17 protein-coding genes are annotated in these 17494 nt (G+C 67.4%); 9 read left to right on the forward strand and 8 right to left on the reverse strand.

Annotated features, from left to right (window positions below; translation table 11 throughout):
* Window positions 1-48: 48 nt before the first annotated feature.
* From pth to AB0L82_RS26985, 3 genes are all read right to left on the reverse strand, one after another.
* Complete coding sequence (pth, locus tag AB0L82_RS26975) at window positions 49-630, reverse strand: aminoacyl-tRNA hydrolase (protein WP_364642033.1); 582 nt, start codon at window positions 628-630, stop codon at window positions 49-51.
* A gap of 21 nt (window positions 631-651) precedes the next feature.
* A complete protein-coding gene (locus AB0L82_RS26980) occupies window positions 652-1260 on the reverse strand; it encodes a 50S ribosomal protein L25/general stress protein Ctc (protein WP_364642036.1) in 609 nt (202 codons plus the stop codon).
* A gap of 250 nt (window positions 1261-1510) precedes the next feature.
* Window positions 1511-2179, reverse strand: a complete 669-nt coding sequence (locus AB0L82_RS26985; protein ID WP_364642039.1) for a lysophospholipid acyltransferase family protein — start codon at window positions 2177-2179, stop codon at window positions 1511-1513.
* Between the two features lie 120 nt (window positions 2180-2299).
* Between AB0L82_RS26985 and AB0L82_RS26990 the strand changes: the two genes are divergently transcribed.
* Together AB0L82_RS26990 and AB0L82_RS26995 are read left to right on the forward strand one after the other, a co-directional pair.
* Window positions 2300-2908 (forward strand): TetR/AcrR family transcriptional regulator, encoded by a 609-nt coding sequence (locus AB0L82_RS26990; protein WP_364642042.1) that lies wholly within the window; start codon window positions 2300-2302, stop codon window positions 2906-2908.
* A gap of 101 nt (window positions 2909-3009) precedes the next feature.
* Window positions 3010-4590 (forward strand): peptide chain release factor 3, encoded by a 1581-nt coding sequence (locus tag AB0L82_RS26995; protein WP_364642962.1) that lies wholly within the window; start codon window positions 3010-3012, stop codon window positions 4588-4590.
* Between the two features lie 30 nt (window positions 4591-4620).
* Here AB0L82_RS26995 and AB0L82_RS27000 read toward each other — a convergent pair whose 3' ends face one another.
* Both AB0L82_RS27000 and AB0L82_RS27005 read right to left on the reverse strand, forming a co-directional pair.
* Window positions 4621-5145 carry a nuclear transport factor 2 family protein gene (locus tag AB0L82_RS27000; RefSeq protein ID WP_364642045.1) on the reverse strand — a complete coding sequence of 175 codons (525 nt, stop codon included), beginning with the start codon at window positions 5143-5145 and terminating at the stop codon, window positions 4621-4623.
* A gap of 104 nt (window positions 5146-5249) precedes the next feature.
* A complete protein-coding gene (locus AB0L82_RS27005; protein WP_364642048.1) occupies window positions 5250-6077 on the reverse strand; it encodes a DUF4393 domain-containing protein in 828 nt (275 codons plus the stop codon).
* 362 nt (window positions 6078-6439) lie between these two features.
* Here AB0L82_RS27005 and AB0L82_RS27010 point away from each other — a divergent pair, with 362 nt between their 5' ends.
* Together AB0L82_RS27010 and AB0L82_RS27015 are read left to right on the forward strand one after the other, a co-directional pair.
* Window positions 6440-7717, forward strand: a complete 1278-nt coding sequence (locus tag AB0L82_RS27010) for a hypothetical protein (RefSeq protein ID WP_364642050.1) — start codon at window positions 6440-6442, stop codon at window positions 7715-7717.
* Window positions 7708-8568 carry an Abi-alpha family protein gene (locus tag AB0L82_RS27015; protein WP_364642053.1) on the forward strand — a complete coding sequence of 287 codons (861 nt, stop codon included), beginning with the start codon at window positions 7708-7710 and terminating at the stop codon, window positions 8566-8568. The genes AB0L82_RS27010 and AB0L82_RS27015 overlap by 10 nt, the downstream gene beginning before the upstream one ends.
* Window positions 8569-8634: 66 nt before the next feature.
* Here the strand turns inward: AB0L82_RS27015 and AB0L82_RS27020 are convergent, their stop codons facing one another.
* Window positions 8635-10428 (reverse strand): ABC-F family ATP-binding cassette domain-containing protein, encoded by a 1794-nt coding sequence (locus AB0L82_RS27020; protein ID WP_364642056.1) that lies wholly within the window; start codon window positions 10426-10428, stop codon window positions 8635-8637.
* A gap of 296 nt (window positions 10429-10724) precedes the next feature.
* Here AB0L82_RS27020 and AB0L82_RS27025 point away from each other — a divergent pair, with 296 nt between their 5' ends.
* Window positions 10725-11573: an LLM class flavin-dependent oxidoreductase gene (locus AB0L82_RS27025; protein WP_364642059.1), complete on the forward strand. Its 849-nt coding sequence runs from the start codon at window positions 10725-10727 to the stop codon at window positions 11571-11573.
* A gap of 81 nt (window positions 11574-11654) precedes the next feature.
* On the opposite strand, the gene AB0L82_RS27030 is transcribed toward AB0L82_RS27025, so the two are convergent.
* Window positions 11655-12593 (reverse strand): 4-(cytidine 5'-diphospho)-2-C-methyl-D-erythritol kinase, encoded by a 939-nt coding sequence (locus AB0L82_RS27030; RefSeq protein WP_364642062.1) that lies wholly within the window; start codon window positions 12591-12593, stop codon window positions 11655-11657.
* Between the two features lie 23 nt (window positions 12594-12616).
* Entirely contained in the window at window positions 12617-13369 is a 753-nt protein-coding gene (locus AB0L82_RS27035; protein ID WP_364642064.1) for an SDR family oxidoreductase, read from the reverse strand.
* Window positions 13370-13450: 81 nt separating this feature from the next.
* Between AB0L82_RS27035 and AB0L82_RS27040 the strand changes: the two genes are divergently transcribed.
* The 4 genes from AB0L82_RS27040 (at window position 13451) to AB0L82_RS27055 (ending at window position 17494) form a co-directional block, all read left to right on the forward strand.
* Window positions 13451-14062, forward strand: coding sequence for a TetR/AcrR family transcriptional regulator (locus AB0L82_RS27040; RefSeq protein ID WP_364642068.1), 612 nt, complete (start codon window positions 13451-13453; stop codon window positions 14060-14062).
* 100 nt (window positions 14063-14162) lie between these two features.
* Window positions 14163-14369 carry a copper ion binding protein gene (locus AB0L82_RS27045; RefSeq protein ID WP_364642071.1) on the forward strand — a complete coding sequence of 69 codons (207 nt, stop codon included), beginning with the start codon at window positions 14163-14165 and terminating at the stop codon, window positions 14367-14369.
* Window positions 14370-15254 carry a hypothetical protein gene (locus AB0L82_RS27050; RefSeq protein WP_364642074.1) on the forward strand — a complete coding sequence of 295 codons (885 nt, stop codon included), beginning with the start codon at window positions 14370-14372 and terminating at the stop codon, window positions 15252-15254.
* On the forward strand, window positions 15254-17494 hold the full coding sequence (locus tag AB0L82_RS27055; RefSeq protein ID WP_364642077.1) for a heavy metal translocating P-type ATPase: 2241 nt from the start codon (window positions 15254-15256) through the stop codon (window positions 17492-17494). The genes AB0L82_RS27050 and AB0L82_RS27055 overlap by 1 nt, the downstream gene beginning before the upstream one ends.

Below are 17494 nucleotides of genomic sequence, written 5' to 3' on the forward strand. Positions count from 1 at the left end.
GAACACCCCCGTCCGGAATCCGGACGGGGGTGCGAAAGTCTTTACAGCTCAGTGCAACTGGTTCTGTGCGGGCTCGAGCCCGACTCGAAGCAGTAGCTCCACCGCGTCGGCGGCCTGCTCCACGATCACCGGCACCTCCTTGCGCTCGGCAGCCGAGAACGGCTTGAGCACATAGTCGGCGGGATCCTGGCGGCCGGGCGGACGCCCGATGCCGAACCGGACCCGCAGGTAATCCTTCGTGGTCAGCGCCTGCGACATGGAGCGCAGGCCATTGTGCCCGCCCTCGCCGCCGCCCTGCTTCAACCGGATCACGCCGAACGGCAGATCGAGTTCATCGTGGATGGCGATCACCTCGGTGGCGGGCACCGAGAAGAATTTCGCCAGTGCCGCGACCGGGCGACCGGACAGGTTCATATAGCTGCGCGGTTTGGCGATCAGCACCTTGCGCCCGTCCAGGCGCGCCTCGAGCAGGTCCGCGCCGGACTTCTTGTGCACGGTGAAACGGCCGCCGACGCGCTCCGCGAGCACATCGGCGACCATGAATCCGACATTGTGCCGGGTGCGCTCGTATTCGGAACCGGGATTACCCAGTCCGACCACGAGCGCGGGCCCGGCCGTCGCCTCGGTCACGAGAACCCTTGTGGGGCAGTATTACTCGGCGGCGGAGTCGCCGGCGGCGGCAGCCTCGGCAGCCTCTTCGGTCTCCTGCGCGGAGGCCGGGGCGGCGATGATGTTGACGATCAGCGCGTCGGCGTCGCCGGCCAGGGTGACACCCTCGGGCAGGGTGATGTCGCCCGCGTTGATCTGGGTGCCGGCCTCGACGCCCTCGATGGAGACGTCGATGGCGTCGGGCAGGCTCATGACATCGGCCTCGATGGAGAGCACGGTGACATCGGAGGTGACCAGGGTGCCGGAGGCGGCCTCGCCGACCAGGTTCACGTGCACATCGGCGACGACGCGCTCACCGCGACGGATGACCAGCAGGTCGGCGTGCTCGATGTAGCGACGGATCGGGTGCACGACCACGGACTTGGTCAGCGCCAGGTGCTTCTTGCCCGCGATGTCCAGGTTCAGCACGGCGTTGGTGCCGTGCTCACGCAGGATGGCGGCGAATTCACGCGCGTTCACGGCGAGGTGCTGCGGCTCGGTGTTGTGGCCGTACAGCACGGCGGGCACATTGCCGTCGCGGCGGGTACGACGCGCGGCACCCTTGCCGAACTCGGTGCGTACAGTGGCTTCGAGAAGGTTGGCGTCGGACATGACTGTCTACTCCTACGGGCTCGTCCGGGCTGATGTCAGCGTGCTGGCCAGGGGATATTGCCGCCCTGGCGCGATGTTGGTCTATTCGTCGGGCGAAGACCAACAGGGACGGCCGGAAGCCGAGCCCGTCGATCACGGTGGACATTTTTGGGGTGTCGCACCCTCGCCGAGACAACCTGAAGACTTTAACACGCGGTGATAGATGCTCCGCACCACCCCCACCTCCGCGAGGTAAGGTGTCGCCCTTCGGCTACGCGGCCTCGGCCCGATCCTTGAATGTGGCTGCGTAGCAATCGACATAGGGGCGACCCGAACGGCGCACCAGATCCGCCATCAGTTCATCGGTGGCCCGCCGCACGCCATTGCGATCGGCGGGGACGAAGTAGCGCGGGCGGCCGATGGAGATGCGCACCTTGGCCGGGCGCAGGAAGCGGCGATTGCGCGGATTGACCCGATCGGTGCCGGACAGCACCACGGGGACCACGGGCGCGCCGGTCTGCATGGCGACCCGAATGACGCCGGTGCGGCCGCGATAGATGCGGCCGTCGGGTGAGCGGGTGCCCTCGGGATGGATGCCCCAGATGCCGCCCTCTTCCAGAATTCGCACGGCCGCGGCGAGGGAATCGCCCCCGGCCTGCCCGCCGGTGCGATCGACGGGGACCTGTCCGGTGGCCTTCATGACCCAGCGGTTCACCCGGCCCCGGAAGCCGCCGGTGGTGAAGTACTCCTGCTTCGCGATGAAGGTGACCGGGCGGTTCAGCACCAGGCACAGGTAGAGCGAATCCACCACGGCCAGATGGTTGGCGGCGATGATCACCGGGCCGTCAGCCGGAACATGGTGCAGCCCTTCGACTTCCGGTCTGCCCATCAGCCTGAGCAAGGGTCCGACGAACACATGTTTCAACAGCCAGTACCACACGAGAACCTCCCCGGAAGCCAAATGCGTAGACATCGTCTACGCGGTCGTAATCAGGTCTACACCATGCGAGTAGACAGTGTCTACGATGAATCGCACACACGACTTGGGAGGATGTGCGGCATGAGTGTGGTTGAGCCGCTGCGGGAACGGCTGGTGAGCGCCGGGGTCGAGATGCTCGAGGAGGTCGGCGCGGGACAGCTCGGCCTGCGCGCCATCGCCCGCGAAGCGGGGGTGTCACACGGTGCGCCGCGCCGCTGGTTCCCCACCCACAACGCGCTGCTGGCCGCCATCGCCGCACGCGGTTATGCCGACCTCGGCGCGAGACTCGAAGCGATACAGGCGGATACACCGCGATCCCCCGCCGCCCCGGTCTCCGCGCCCCGCGATCGACTCGAGCGCACAGCGCTCGCCTATATGGAATTCGCCGCGCTCCGCCCCGAGATGTTCACCCTCATGTTCCGCCACGACCTGCTGGAGGGTGCGGGCGAGAACCTGCGCGTGAACGTCACGCTCCCACTGTTCCGCCGCTGGCGCGAGCTCGTCGCCTCGAACATCCCCGCGCCCGCACCCGGCGAAACCCCCCTCGACGCCGCCGAAATCGCGCTGAGCCTGTGGACCAGCCTGCACGGCATCGCCACCGTGGTCGCCAACCGCAGCATCGAAGCCATCGCGCCCGGCGCGGATCCGGCCCGCCTGGTCGCCAACGCCATCACCCGCCATCTCGGCTGACGGGCCTCGTCGCGTACCCTGGTTCGGTTGCCTCGTCTGCGAAGGAGTCCCCCGTGAGTTCCCCGACTGCCAGCGCGACCACCGCACCCAGTTCCGGGCGGTTGGCCGACGAGGTGGCCCGGCGGCGCACCTTCGCGGTGATCTCCCATCCGGACGCCGGTAAGTCGACGCTCACCGAAGCGCTGGCGCTGCACGCGAAGGTCATCTCCGAGGCCGGCGCCATCCACGGCAAGGCGGGGCGCAAGTCCACCGTCTCCGACTGGATGGAAATGGAGAAGGCGCGCGGTATCTCCGTCAGCTCCACGGCGCTGCAGTTCGAATACGGCGACTGTGTGATCAACCTCGTGGATACGCCCGGTCACTCCGACTTCTCCGAGGACACCTACCGCGTGCTCACCGCGGTCGACGCGGCGGTCATGCTCATCGACGCGGCCAAGGGCCTGGAACCGCAGACGCTCAAGCTCTTTCAGGTGGCACGCGATCGCGGCATCCCCGTCATCACCGTCATCAACAAGTGGGACCGGCCGGGCCAGGCGCCGCTGGAACTGCTCGACGAGATCATCGACCGCATCGGGCTCACCCCCACCCCGCTGTTCCTGCCCGTCGGCATCGCCGGTGATTTCCGCGGGCTGCTGCGCCGCGGCGCGGAAGGCGCACCCGCCGAATACATCCACTTCACCCGCACCGCGGGCGGCGCGACCATCGCGCCCGAGGAGCATCTGACACCCGAACAGGCCGCCGAACGCGAGGGCGAGGCCTGGATCACCGCCGTCGAGGAGAGTGAACTGCTGTCCGCCGCCGGACAGGACCACGATCAGGAACTGTTCCTGGCCGGGCACACCTCACCGGTCATCTACGGCTCCGCCATGCTGAATTTCGGTGTGCGCCAACTGCTCGAGACGCTCATCGAACTCGCGCCCGCACCGCGCGCCCGCATCGACATCAATGATCGGCCGCGCGAGACGAGCGATCCGTTCAGCGCGGTCATCTTCAAGGTGCAGGCCGGTATGGATACCGCGCACCGCGACCGCCTCGCCTTCATGCGCATCGTGTCCGGTGAATTCGAGCGCGGCATGGTGGTGACGCACGCGCAGACCGGTCGCCCGTTCGCCACCAAGTACGCGCTCACCATTTTCGGCCGCGAGCGCACCACCGTCGATACCGCGTATCCGGGTGATGTGGTGGGTTTGGTCAACGCGACCGCGCTGGCCCCGGGGCACACCCTGTTCGCGGACAAGAAGGTGCAGTTCCCGCCGATCCCGTCGTTCGCGCCGGAGCATTTCGCCACCCTGCGCGCGCAGAGCGCGGGCAAGTACAAGCAGTTCCGCAAGGCCATCGACCAGCTCGACTCCGAGGGCGTGGTTCAGGTGCTGCGCAACGATATTCGCGGTGACGCCTCCCCCGTGCTGGCCGCCGTCGGCCCGATGCAGTTCGAGGTCGTGACCGCGCGCATGCTCGGTGAGTACAACGTCGAGACCAATCTCGACTCGCTGCCGTATCAGCTGGCCCGCCGCACCGATGCCGAATCGGCGGTCGAACTCGGCCGCCAGCGTGGCGTGGAAGTGTTCACCCGCACCGACGGTGTGATGCTCGCGCTCTTCGGTGACAAGTGGAAGCTGGCCTACGTGCAGAAGGAACACCCGAACCTGACGCTCGAACCGCTGGTCGCGACCGCCGACTGAGCATCCGCTCGCCGGCCGGAATGACCTGAGTCAGCCCATGGTCCCCGTCGCGTCGGGCGGCGCGGGATCGGTGCGCGGGGTGTCGGCCGGATCGCGGGCGATCAGGCCCCAGCGGCTGGAGGTCAGGCGCAGGCTCGGCAGATCCGAGAGGGACATGACCACTTCGTAGGTGCGCTCGTAGCCGGTGTGCGCGATGCGCCAGTTGCCGTCATCGCATTTCACGTACTGGTCGGAGTAGAAGGCCGCGCCGCGCAGCAGCATATTGTGCCCCGGGATCAGGACCGTATCGGCGAGGTACCAGGTGCCGACCGCCTTATCGCCGGTGACATCGATTTCCGGGTGGTCGCAGCGGTGTTCGGTGATGACGTGCGGGCCGAGCGTATTGCGCATGAACGCCAGGAACGCGTCCCGGGACTCGAACTGTAGGTACTCGCTGTAGGTGGCGGTCGCCTCCGGGATCATGGTGTCGGCGAACTCCTCCCACGACTTGGTGTCGAGGGCACGCAGATACCGGAACTTCAACCGGCTGATCGCGGCGACCGCATCGGAATCCATAACACCCACAATCCCATCAGACATGGGGATACTGGTGTATTAGCGCAGATCTGTACCAGATCGCTATCGCGACGCAACAGCTGATCTCATGCGGTGCGGGTTGGTCAGTGGCTGATGCTGAAGCAGGTGGTGCAGAAGTCCTCGCCGAACTCGGTCAGCCGCAGGCTCTTTCGGACGATCTTGGGTACGCGGCCCGCCTTCTTCAGCGCGGACTCCACCACCGGCTGCACTTCGAGCACCATGTAGCGCGAGAGCACCACCGGATCGTCGGAGGTGGTGGTCAGGCCCAGCCGATTCAGGTTGATCAGGTAGTGCCGGGCGCGATCGGGATAGCGGACGCCCGCCTGTTCGGGCACCGAGGTCAGATCGCCCTGCACCAGCTCCGAACCGATGCCGAGCGGCCGGTTGGTGCGCACATCCACGGTCGGCTGCGGGCCGTTCAGGGCCATGAAGCGCAGGATGCGCGCCTCATCGGGCGCGAGCTGATCGAGAATCCGGTCGTAGGCCGGATGCACGTCCTCGGTGAAGTAGACATCGGCCGACCGCGCGAGCAGCGCGTCACCGCGGCGGCGCAGTTCCTCGCTGGTGGCCGAGCGCAACAGCGCGCCCGCACCGATGGCGTGCTGATTCGGCCCGTTCACGGGAGTCGGTACGTAACTGACGATTTCGCGCACCGAACCCTCGGTGACGCCCAGTGCGCTGCGCGCGATGGAACGCAGTGCCGCGCCGGTGCGCTCGGCGATATCCGCCGAGGATTCGCCGTCCAGGGCCGCCTGCGTCAATTGTTTGGTGATATCGAAGCCGGTGCCGACCGCCCACTGGCTACCGCGCGCCGCGGTGCCGACGGCGAGTCCGGCCGCGCGGAAGACCCCGCGGATCATCCGGGCCTCATTGCTGATCTGGCGCTGCTCGACGTCCGAGCTGCGTTCCACAGCACGGGGACCCGGACGGACCACCTCGCCTGCACCCCCCTGCGACTGCGAGGTCCTGTCGTCTGTCACGTCCATCTCCGAATATTGCCAGGTGAACTAGATCGTCCACAGATTATGCCGCTAGACCCACCCGCAGTCCCCGCCATTCTCGCGGTGAAGTCGAAACAGTGGAACACCGGGGTGGAACACTGTGACCGAGATCTCCGACCCAGACACTGCGTCACTGGACTCACTTCCTGAATCCACAGTAAGGTCCGAGACGCCGATGGGGTTGATGCCGGCGGCGGGTACCGGTGTGGGTCGGCAGGAGGGTGACGTTGCTAGAGAGTGTCTTCGGAGTACACCCGACAATTTTGCTGGAATTGATCACGATTCCATTGTTCACCGGCGTCATCGGATACATCACCAACTGGACCGGCGTGCTCATGCTGTTCAAACCGGTGAGCTTCCACGGATTCCGCATGCCCGGGCTGGCGGCGTTGTTTCCGTTCCTGCCCAAGCGGATTCAGGTGCTGCCGCTGCTGCAGTACGACGGGCGGATGGGCTGGCAGGGGATCGTTCCGTCGCGCGCGGACAAGATGGCGAGCATTGCCGTCGACAAAGGGCTGGCGAAACTCGGAAACGTCGCGGACTTCTATCGCGAACTCGAACCCGACAAGCTCGCGGAACACCTGACTGAAATAGCAGAACTCCAGATTCGTGACATCGTGGAAGACATTCTGCGGCGCGAACATCCACAACTCTGGTATAACCTGCCCAATGGCGTCCGCGAGATGGTGCACAACCGGGTAGCCGAACAGCTCCCGACAATTCTGCGCGAACTCACCGACGAACTCGGCAACAACATCGACCAACTGCTCGACGTCAAGCAGATGGTCATTCGGTACTTCCAGGCGCGACCGCAGTTGCTCAACAGCCTGTTCCAGGTGCTCGGGGCGAAAGAACTGCGATTCATGCAGAACTTCGGCTTCTACTTCGGCGCGCCCATGGGTCTGCTGCTGGTCGGCATCCTGCACTGGACCGGCTGGTCGGCGCTGGCGGTGCTGCCGATCGGCGGCATCGTGATCGGCTGGGTGGTGAACTGGGTCGGCATCAATATGATCTTCGCGCCCGCCTACCCGAAGTGGTGGTGCCCGTGGCGGCAGGGGCTGCTGGTCAAGCGGCAGCCCGAGATCACCGAGGGCTACGCCGATATGGTGGCCAGCCAGATCATGACCGTCGCCAATATCGGCGACGAACTGCTCAACGGGCCGCGCTCGGACCGCACCATGCAGATGCTGGCGGACACCCTCAAACCCGCCGCCGATCAGGCGCTCGGCCCGGCGCGCGGGGCGGTGAAGTTCTTCCTGGGCAATCGCGAATACGACTCGCTGCAGGACAGTTTCACCGCCGAGTCCATGAAGATCGCCCCGATCGCCTTCGCGGATCCGGCGTTCAACGTGCAGCAGGGCAAGCAGGTGCAGGAGTACATCGCCAAACAAATGTCGGCGCTGCCACCGCCGGAGTTCGTGGACATGCTCCGTTCGGCCATCAAACAAGATGAATGGCTCTTGTTTGTCCATGGCGGTGTGCTGGGGCTCCTGGCCGGTTACGCTCACCTCCTGATCTTCGGAACAGGAGTTGCTACCTCATGGATATGACCGAAACCGACTCGGGCGAAGGGGATCCCGCCGATAGCTCCACCACGCTGGTGGTGCGGCCCGCCGCGCCGCTGCCGGTTCCGGTGACGGCCACCGCCTCGGCCGGGCCGGTGCGCGCCGCTGGCGGCGTGGTGCGCGTGGCGGTTTCGGCCGCCGTCGAGGCCGGGGTGTGGGGCTTGAGCACCGCGCTCGGCGTCACCTCGGTGGTACTGCGCGGCAGTATGGCCGGGCAGGCGCCGCGCGACATACTCTCCGATGCCGGTGCGCAGGTGCGGCATTCGGTGCGGCAGGCCCTCGGCGTGCCCGCACCGGAAGCGGTCGAGGTGGCCTCCGCCGAACCCTGCTCCCCCACCGTGCTCCGCGCGCGCGGAGCCGAATTGCTCCGCCGCTCAGCCGAATTCCACGATGACGATGACGCGCAACGACATCCGGCGTACGCGCGGATTCTGGGCGAGCTCGCGCCCGATGAGGCGCGCGTCATCCGGTACCTCTACCTGGACGGCCCGCAGCCGCTGCTCGCGGTGCGCACCGGGCGCAATTCCGGTGGCGGCGAATTCAATCTGCTCGGCGAGGACGCCGGACTGCGCTACCCGAACCGGGTCGAGGAGTACCTCGTCAACCTGGATCGGCTCGGCCTGGTCGATGTGACGCGCGAGCCGCTCGGCAATCCGAACCGCTATCAGCTGCTGGAAGCACAGCCGGAGGTGCGGCGGCTGCTCAAGCGCGCCGGCTTCGGCACCAAAGTCCTGTACCGCACCATCGAACTCACCTCGTTCGGCGCCGGATTCGTCCGCACCTGCCTGCCGGTCCCGGCACTGGATCAGGCCGCGCCCCTCGAACAACACGGCTGATATCGGCCGAACGAAAAGCCCGTGCCCCTGTCGGACACGGGCTTTCGATTGTTCGAGGCCGCCGGATCAGATGTCGGCGAGTTCCAGCCAGCGCTCCTCGGCCGCTTCCTTCTCCGTCTGCACCTGCTTGAGTTCGGTGCCCAGGGCGATGAGCTTGTCCGGCGTCGTGGCCGCATCCGCCAGGGCGGCATGCAGTTTCGACTCCCGCTCATCGAGCTTCTGGATGGAGCGCTCCAGCTTGGACAGTTCCTTGCGGGCGGCGCGGTGCGCGGCCGCATCGGTGGTGGTGGTCGCGCCGGAATTCGTATTCGCCGCCGCCGCACCGGATTTCGCGGCCACCATGGCGGACCGCTTCTTCAGGTATTCGGTGATGCCGCCGGGCAGGTTGGTGAGCTTGCCGTCGCCGAACAGCGCCCAGGTGGTGTCGCAGATGCGCTCGACCAGGTACCGGTCGTGCGAGATGACGACCATGGTGCCCGCCCAATTGTCGAGCAGGTCTTCCAGCTGCTGGAGGGTGTCGATATCCAGGTCGTTGGTGGGCTCGTCCAACAGCAGTACGTTGGGTTCGCTCATCAGGATTCGGGTCAGCTGCAGGCGGCGGCGTTCACCACCGGACAGATCACCGACGGGGGTGCGCTGTTTGGCGGGGGTGAAACCGAGTCGCTCGGCCAGCTGTCCGGCGCTGATCTCCTTATCGCCCAGCATGGTTCGCATGGCGACATCCTGAACCGCTTCCAGCACACGCATATCCAGCGGCAGATCATCGAGTTCCTGGCGCAGCCAGCCGATCTTGATGGTCTTGCCCTCGATGCGCTTACCGGCCCGCAATTCCGTATCACCGGCGAGCGCGCGCAACAGCGTGGTCTTGCCCGAACCGTTCACCCCGACCAGGCCGACGCGCTCGCCCGGGGCCAGCCGCCAGGTCAGATCCCCGACCAATTCGCGGCCGTCGGGGGTGGCCAGGGTGGCGTCCTCGAGCTCGATCACCACGCGGCCCAGGCGTTTACGCGCGAACGAGGCCAATTCCACCTTGTCGCGGGGCGCGGGCACATTGGCGATCAACGCCTCCGCGGCCTCGATCCGATAGCGCGGCTTGGAGGTACGCGCGGGCGCACCGCGCCGCAACCAGGCCAGCTCCTTGCGCGCCAGGTTCTGGCGGCGCTGCTCGCTGGCATCGGCCTGCCGGGACCGCTCGGCGCGCGCGAAGATCCAGTCGTTGTAACCGCCCTCGTAGGTTTCCACCTTGCCGCCCTGCACCTCCCAGGTGCGGGTGGCGACGGTATCCAGGAACCAGCGATCGTGGGTCACGACCACCAGCGCGCTGCGGCGGGACAGCAGATGTTCGGCCAGCCACTGCACGCCCTCGACATCGAGGTGGTTGGTGGGCTCGTCCAGTACCAGCAGGTCCAGATCGCGCACCAGCGCGGCGGCCAGCGCGGTACGCCGGCGCTCACCACCGGAGAGGTTGGCCACCAGCGAATCCATGCCGAGGTCGGCGATGCCGATGCCCTCGACCACATTGCGAATGCGGTGATTGGAGGCCCATTCGTGCTCGGCCACACCATCGGTCATCTGATCCTCGGCGAGTCCGGCGAGCACCACCTCACCGACGGTCGCGCCGTCCGGCAGCACCCCGCGCTGGGTCACCACGGCCATGCGCAGTCCGCCGACCCGACTGACCCGGCCGCTGTCCGGCTCTTCGAGCCCGGTCAGCACCTCCAACAGTGTCGTCTTACCGCCACCATTGAGACCCACGACCCCGATCCGCTCCCCCTCCTGCACACCGAGGGAGATGTTCTCGAGCAACGGTGCGACACCGAAGCTCTTGTTGACCTGTTCCAGGTTGATCAGGTTGGCCATGCTGGATCCGTTCCGCCTCTCCACGCCTTCTGCCGAACCCCAAAAGCCTACTGGTCGCGGTTGCCGCGCCTGTCGGCGCACAGCCGAGGCCGGCGCCGGTCCCGCCCGCGTGACAGCGGTGGAAGGGGTGGCCGAATCGGCGAAAAGGTTGTGGGCGGTAACCGAATGTGGTTGAGTCGTAAGCACTTCGGATAGGCGCTCCCCAGAAGTACGTCGCAGAATGGGAGCCCCCGCCGCTTTGGTGAGGCGACGGAGGGGCGGCATTTTTCGCTGACCCTTTGACGGAGGTAATTCACATGCAGTTCGGTATCGGTCTGCCCATTTCCACTCCCGCCGCCCTGCTCGACTGGGCTCGACGCGCCGAAGCGGGGCCGTTCGACAGTCTCGGGCTGCTGGACCGGCTTGTTTGGGACAATCCTGAGCCGCTGATCGCGCTGTCCGTGCTCGCGGGCGCCACCGAGCGAGTGCGGTTGCAGACCGAGGTGCTCATCGCGCCGCTGCGCGAACCGTCGCTGCTGGCCAAACAGGCCGCGACGCTCGATGTCATGTCCGGCGGGCGGCTGGTGCTCGGGCTCGGGGTGGGCGGTCGTGAGGACGACCACATCGCCTCGGGCACCGATTTGCGCACGCGCGGGCGACGGCTCGACGAACAGCTCGAGATCATGCGCCGACTCTGGGCCGGAGCACCCTTCGGCGAGCGCTGCGGGCCGATCGGGCCCGCGCCGCTGCGACCCGAAGGTCCGGAAATCCTGTTCGGCGGATTCCAGCCCGCCGCCATCGATCGGGTCGGTCGCTGGGGCGGCGGTTTCCTCGCCGCGGCCGCGCCGTCCTGGGCCGGTGGCCTGTTCGACACCGCGCGCGCTTCGTGGAACGCGCACGGCCGCACCGGTTCTCCTCGCATCGTCGCCCAGGTGAACGTCGCGCTCGGCTCCCCGGAGTTGATCGAGGACGCCCGCACCTCCATGGGCGGCTATTACGAATTCTCCGGACGGGCCGATCACATGCTCGCGGGCATGCTCACCACGCCCGACCAGATCCGCACCGCCATAAAGCAATTCGATGATCTGGGCGCGGACGAGATGATGTTCTACTGCTACGGGCGCGACGCCGACCAGGTGGAGCGCCTGGCCGAGATCGTCGGCTGACAATTCGCCTCCGCTGAGGCCGCCACATCCGACAGCCTCGGCGACCGCGCTGTTTCCAGCTCAGCCCCGCGCTGTTTCGGCTCAGCGCCGGGCTGATTCCGGCGAACCGCTGAGGATGCGCGCGCCGGGGACCGGGCCGTGGGCGGTGCGGACGCTGCGGGAGACGCCCGCGCCGGAGAGTTCGGCGGCGACCGCGATCGCGGCTTCCTCGGATTCGCAGAGGAAGGCGCAGGTGGGGCCGGAGCCGGAGACTATGCCGGCCAGCGCGCCCGCGGTGACGCCCGCGCGCAGGGTGCGGCGGAGTTCCGGTTTCAGGGAGAGGGCGGCGATTTGCAGGTCGTTGCCGAGCAGGGGGGCGAGCTGGTGCGGGTCGCCGGAGGCGAGGGCTTGCAGCAGGGCTTCGGGGCTGCCCAGGCGCGGCGGGTCGCCGATTTCGCGGAGGCGGTCGAGTTCGTGGAACACCGCGGGGGTGGACAGGCCGCCCTTGGCGAGGGCGAGCACCCAGTGGAAGGTGTTGCGGCACAGCACCGGGAGCAGTTCCTCGCCGCGGCCGCGGCCCAGGGCGGTCTGGCCGTGCAGGGCGAAGGGGACGTCACTGCCGAGTTCGGCTGCGATATCGGACAATTCGACGCGGGACAGGCCGAGTTCCCACAGTTCGTTCAGACCGAGCAGGGCGGCCGCGGCATCGGCGCTGCCGCCCGCCATACCGCCCGCCACCGGGATGCCCTTGGCGATGGCGAATTCCACCAGCGGTGCGCGCCCGCCCAGATGTGCGAGCCGGACCGCGGCCTGCCACACCAGATTTCCGCGATCGGTGGGCACCTCATCGGCGCCCTCACCGGTGACCTGCACGGTGAGGGCGGCCGCGGGGGCGATCTCCAGATCGTCGCTCAGCGAGAGCGCCTGGAAAACGGTGGTGAGGTCGTGGTATCCGTCCTCACGAAGATCACCCACCCCGAGGTGCAGGTTCACCTTCGAGGGCGCGCGCACGACGACGGGGCTGGGCACAACAGACAGCACGCGCACAGCCTAGTTGCAGTTACCTACAGGAGTGCGCCACCGGTGGCGTCGATCCACTGACCGGTAACCCAACGGGAGGCGTCGGAGGCGAGAAAACCGACGATATCGGCGACGTCGGCGGGCTGGCCGACCCGGTTCAGCGGGGAGCGGGCGGCGGTATCGGCCTGCCCCTCGGGGGTGCGCAGCCAACTGGCGTTCATATCGGTGTCGATGGCTCCGGGAGCCACCGCGTTGACCGTAATGCCGCGCGGCCCAAGCTCTTTGGCGAGGATGCTGGTCAGCGCGTCGATGGCGGCCTTGGTCATGGTGTAGGCGAGCAGCTGCGGTTGATACGCGCCGCGGGTGAGACCGGTCGAGACGCTGACGATGCGGCCATTGTCACGCAGGCGTTCGATCCCGAGTTTCGTCACGAAGAACGGGGATTTGGTGTTGATCGCGAACACGCGGTCGAACGATTCCTCATCGGTGCCGCCGATGGGTTCGCGGATGCCGTCGGTCCCGGCGTTGTTGACCAGGATGTCGAGCCCGTCGGCGTGTGCGTCGAAGGCGGTCCACAGGGCTTCGGCATCACCGGGCACGCCGAGCCGGGCCTGAAGGGCGAAGGCCGAACCGCCCGCGGCCTCGATGGCGGCGACGGTCTCCTTGGCGGCGGCGGTATCGCGGTTGTAGTGCACCGCGACCCGTGCGCCGTCCTGTGCCAGGCGCAGTGCGATGGCGCGGCCGATGCCGCGGCCGCTGCCGGTGACCAGTGCTGTCTTACCTGCGAGTGCGCTCATGAGCGGTGCTCCCTTTATCTAGCGATCGTTACAGAAAGGGACCGTAGCACATTATCTAGCGAACGCTATAAAATGAGAGGCATGGCCACACCCACCCGGGGCCGACCCCGGAAATTCGACCGAGATGCCGCCCTGGACAAGGCTTTACGACTGTTCTGGCGACAGGGGTACGAGGCCACCTCGATCAGCGACCTCACCGGCGAGCTCGGCATCGGCGCGCCCAGCCTGTACGCCGCCTTCGGCGATAAACAGCAGCTGTTCAATGAGTCCGTCGGCGTGTACACGAACCACTACGCGGGTTTCGCGGCCCGCGCGCTCGCCGAGGAACCGACCGCCTGGGACGCGGTGGCCCGCACCCTGCGCGAGGCGGCGCTGGAATACACCGTGCCCGGACTCCCGAACGGCTGCATGGTGATCAGCGCCGGAATCAACACCACCAATACCGAGGTCGCGACCATGCTGGAGGGCATGCGCACCGCCAATGTGCACGCATTCGCCGATAGGATCCGCGTCGATATCGCCGCCGGGCTGCTGCCCGCGGACACCGATGCGGACGCGCTGGCCCGCTATGTCGGCGCGATCATGCAGGGCATGTCACAGTCCGCCCGCGATGGGGCGAGCCGCGCGGAATTGGCACAGGTCGCTGAGCTGGCACTACGGGTGTGGCCGGAATCCGAGGCCGCGAAGAGCTGAATTTCCACGCCGAACCGCTTGCGCCAGGTACCCATGGGGGGTATGTTTTCGAAGTGTCGGGGATACCCCCGCACCGTATAGCGCGAGTCGAGGAGTCGAAATGGCCACCAGCACCTACACCGTCACCGGCATGACCTGCGGCCACTGCGTCGGATCGGTCCGGAAGGAGATCGGCAAGATCGACGGTGTCACCAGCGTCGATGTCGATCTCGCCACCGGGCTGGTCAAGGTCGAGTCCACCGCTCCGATCGCCGACGCCGATGTCACGGCCGCCGTCGACGAAGCCGGGTACGAGGTGGCGAGCTGAATGAACGATCGACTGCGGTTCGCCGCGTTCGGTGGCGGACTGGTCGTACTGTTCGGGGCCGCACTCGGCATCGGCGCCCTGGTGGGCGATCCGGCCGAGTCGGCCTCCGGCACGACCTCCGCGCATTCCACCGCGGCCGCTCCGGGGCTCGCCGACAGCGAGCAGGGGTACGCCCTCACCGATGTCACCGCCCCGACCGCCGCCAATCAGCAAGGGGCACTGCGCTTCCGGATCACCGGACCGCAGGGGGCCGTCACGAAATACAACAGTCTGCACGAGAAGAACCTGCACCTGATCGTGGTCCGTTCGGATGCGAGCCAATTCCGGCACGTGCATCCCGAACTCGCCGCCGACGGCACCTGGTCCATCGACTGGAAGTGGGCCGAACCCGGCACCTATCGGGTCTTCACCGACTTCTCCCCCGCGGGCGGCCCGGGCGAGCTGACGCTCAGCCGGACCGTGAACGTCGCCGGGGACGCGGTCGCCAAACCGCTGCCTCCCGCGGCCAAGACCGCGCAGGTGGACGGTTACCAGGTCACCCTGAACGGCGATCTGTCCACCGCCGGAAGCGAAGTGAAGTTCACCGTCACCCGCGACGGTAAACCGGTCACCGATTTGCAGCCCTACCTGGGCGCGTACGCGCACCTGGTCGCACTGCGGGCGAGCGATCTCGCCTACCTGCACGTGCACCCCGAGGGCGAGGTCGGAAAGACCGCTCCCGGACCGGAAGTCGCCTTCCACGCACAAGCGCCGAGCGATGGCACGTACCGCCTGTACCTGGACTTCCAGCACGGCGGGACGGTGCACACCGCCGAATTCACCAACGAGACAATCACCGCCGCATCCGCTTCGGACGCGCATTCACAGCACGGAGGAGGTCACTGATGAGCGCCCCAGCCCAGGAGCGGTCCATCGAGCTGGAAATCGGCGGTATGACCTGCGCCTCCTGCGCGTCCCGCATCGAGAAGAAGCTCAACCGGATCGACGGCGTCACCGCCACGGTGAACTACGCCACCGAGAAGGCGAAGGTCAGCTTCCCGGAGTCGGTGACCGCCGATGATCTGATCGCGAAGGTCGTCGACACCGGATACACCGCCGCCGTGCACAGCACCGAACCGGTGAAACCCGCTGATAGCGAGGGTGATTCGGCCCCCGGTGCGACACAGCGGCTGCGCCATCGGCTGCTGGTGACGCTGGCGCTGGCCATCCCCGTGGTCGCCATGGCCATGATCCCGGCATTGCAATTCACCAACTGGCAATGGCTTTCGCTGACGCTGACCGCACCCATCGTGGTGTGGGGCGGCGCGCAATTCCATCGCGCCGCGTGGGTGAACGCCAAACACGGTGCGGCCACCATGGATACGCTCATCTCACTGGGCACCCTGGCCGCCTTCGGCTGGTCGGTGTACGCGCTGTTCTTCGGTGATGCGGGCATGGCGGGCATGAAACATCCCTTCAGCCTGGCCATCACCCGCGGCGACTCGTCCTCGGCGCTGTACTTCGAAGTGGCGGCGACGCTGATCACCGCGATTCTGGCGGGCCGGTATTTCGAGACCCGATCCAAGGAGAAGGCCGGATCCGCGCTGCGCGCGCTGCTGGAATTGGGCGCGAAGGATGTCGCGGTCGTACGCGGCGGCGTCGAAACCCGTATCCCCGTGGGCGATTTGCGGGTCGGCGAGGAGTTCCTGGTGCGGCCCGGCGAGAAGATCGCCACCGACGGCACCGTGGTCAAAGGCAATTCGGCCCTCGATATGAGCATGCTCACCGGTGAATCGGTGCCGGTGGAGGTCGGTCCGGGCGATGCCGTGGTCGGCGCGACGGTGAACGCGGGCGGTCTGCTGACCGTGCGCGCCACCCGGGTCGGCGCGGATACCCAACTGGCGCAGATGGCCTCGCTGGTCGAGGAGGCGCAGAACGGTAAGGCTCCCGTACAGCGGCTCGCCGATCGGGTGGCCGGGGTGTTCGTGCCGATCGTCATCGGGATCGCCGTCGCGGCCCTGGGCTTCTGGCTCGGCACCGGCGCGGCCGTCTCGACCGCCTTCGGCGCGGCCGTCGCGGTGCTGATCATCGCCTGCCCGTGCGCACTCGGATTGGCCACCCCCACGGCGCTATTGGTGGGCACCGGTCGCGGCGCGCAACTGGGCATCCTGATCAAGGGTCCGCAGGTGCTGGAGTCGACCCGGCGCATCGACACCGTGGTGCTGGACAAGACCGGCACCGTGACCACCGGCAAAATGACGCTGGCGGAAGCGATTCCGGCGGCGACTGTGGACGCGGACGAACTGCTGGCGGTCGCCGCGGCGGTCGAGCACGGCTCCGAACATCCGGTCGCCAAGGCCGTGGTGAAGGGCGCGGCCGAGCGCGGGCTCGACGCCGAGACCGTCGAACAGTTCGTCAGTCACGGCGGTAAGGGCGTACAGGGTCTGGTCGGCGAGCGGGCGGTCGTCATCGGCCGCACCGAACTGCTCGAGGACTGGTCGATCACGCTGCCGGAGATGCTGGCGGACGCCAAGACTCGGGCCGAACAGGCCGGGAAGACCGCCATCGCGGTGGCCTGGGACGGTATCGCTCGCGGCGTACTGGTCATCTCCGACGCCGTGAAACCGACCAGTGCGCAGGCGATCTCGGACATGCGGGCGCTCGGCCTCACCCCGGTGCTGCTCACCGGTGACAATGCCGCCACCGCCCGCACCGTCGCCGATCAGGTCGGCATCGACGAGGTCATCGCCGAGGTGCTGCCCAGCGACAAGCTCGCCGTGGTGAAACGGCTGCAGGAGCAGGGCAAGGTGGTCGCCATGGTCGGCGACGGCGTCAATGACGCGGCCGCGCTCGCGCAGGCCGACCTCGGCCTGGCCATGGGCACCGGCACCGACGTCGCCATCCAGGCGGCCGACCTGACCCTGGTGCGCGACGATCTGCTCGCGGTCCCGACCGCGATCAAACTGTCCCGGGCCACCCTGCGCACCATCAAGGGCAATCTGTTCTGGGCCTTCGGCTACAACGTGGCAGCCATCCCGCTGGCCGCCGCCGGCCTGCTGAACCCCATGCTCGCCGGTGCCGCCATGGCGCTGTCCAGCGTCTTCGTGGTCAGCAACAGCCTGCGCCTGCGCCGCTTCCGCGGCTGA

The organism is Nocardia sp. NPDC052001, from assembly GCF_040680615.1.
In the GTDB taxonomy this organism is placed as follows: domain Bacteria; phylum Actinomycetota; class Actinomycetes; order Mycobacteriales; family Mycobacteriaceae; genus Nocardia.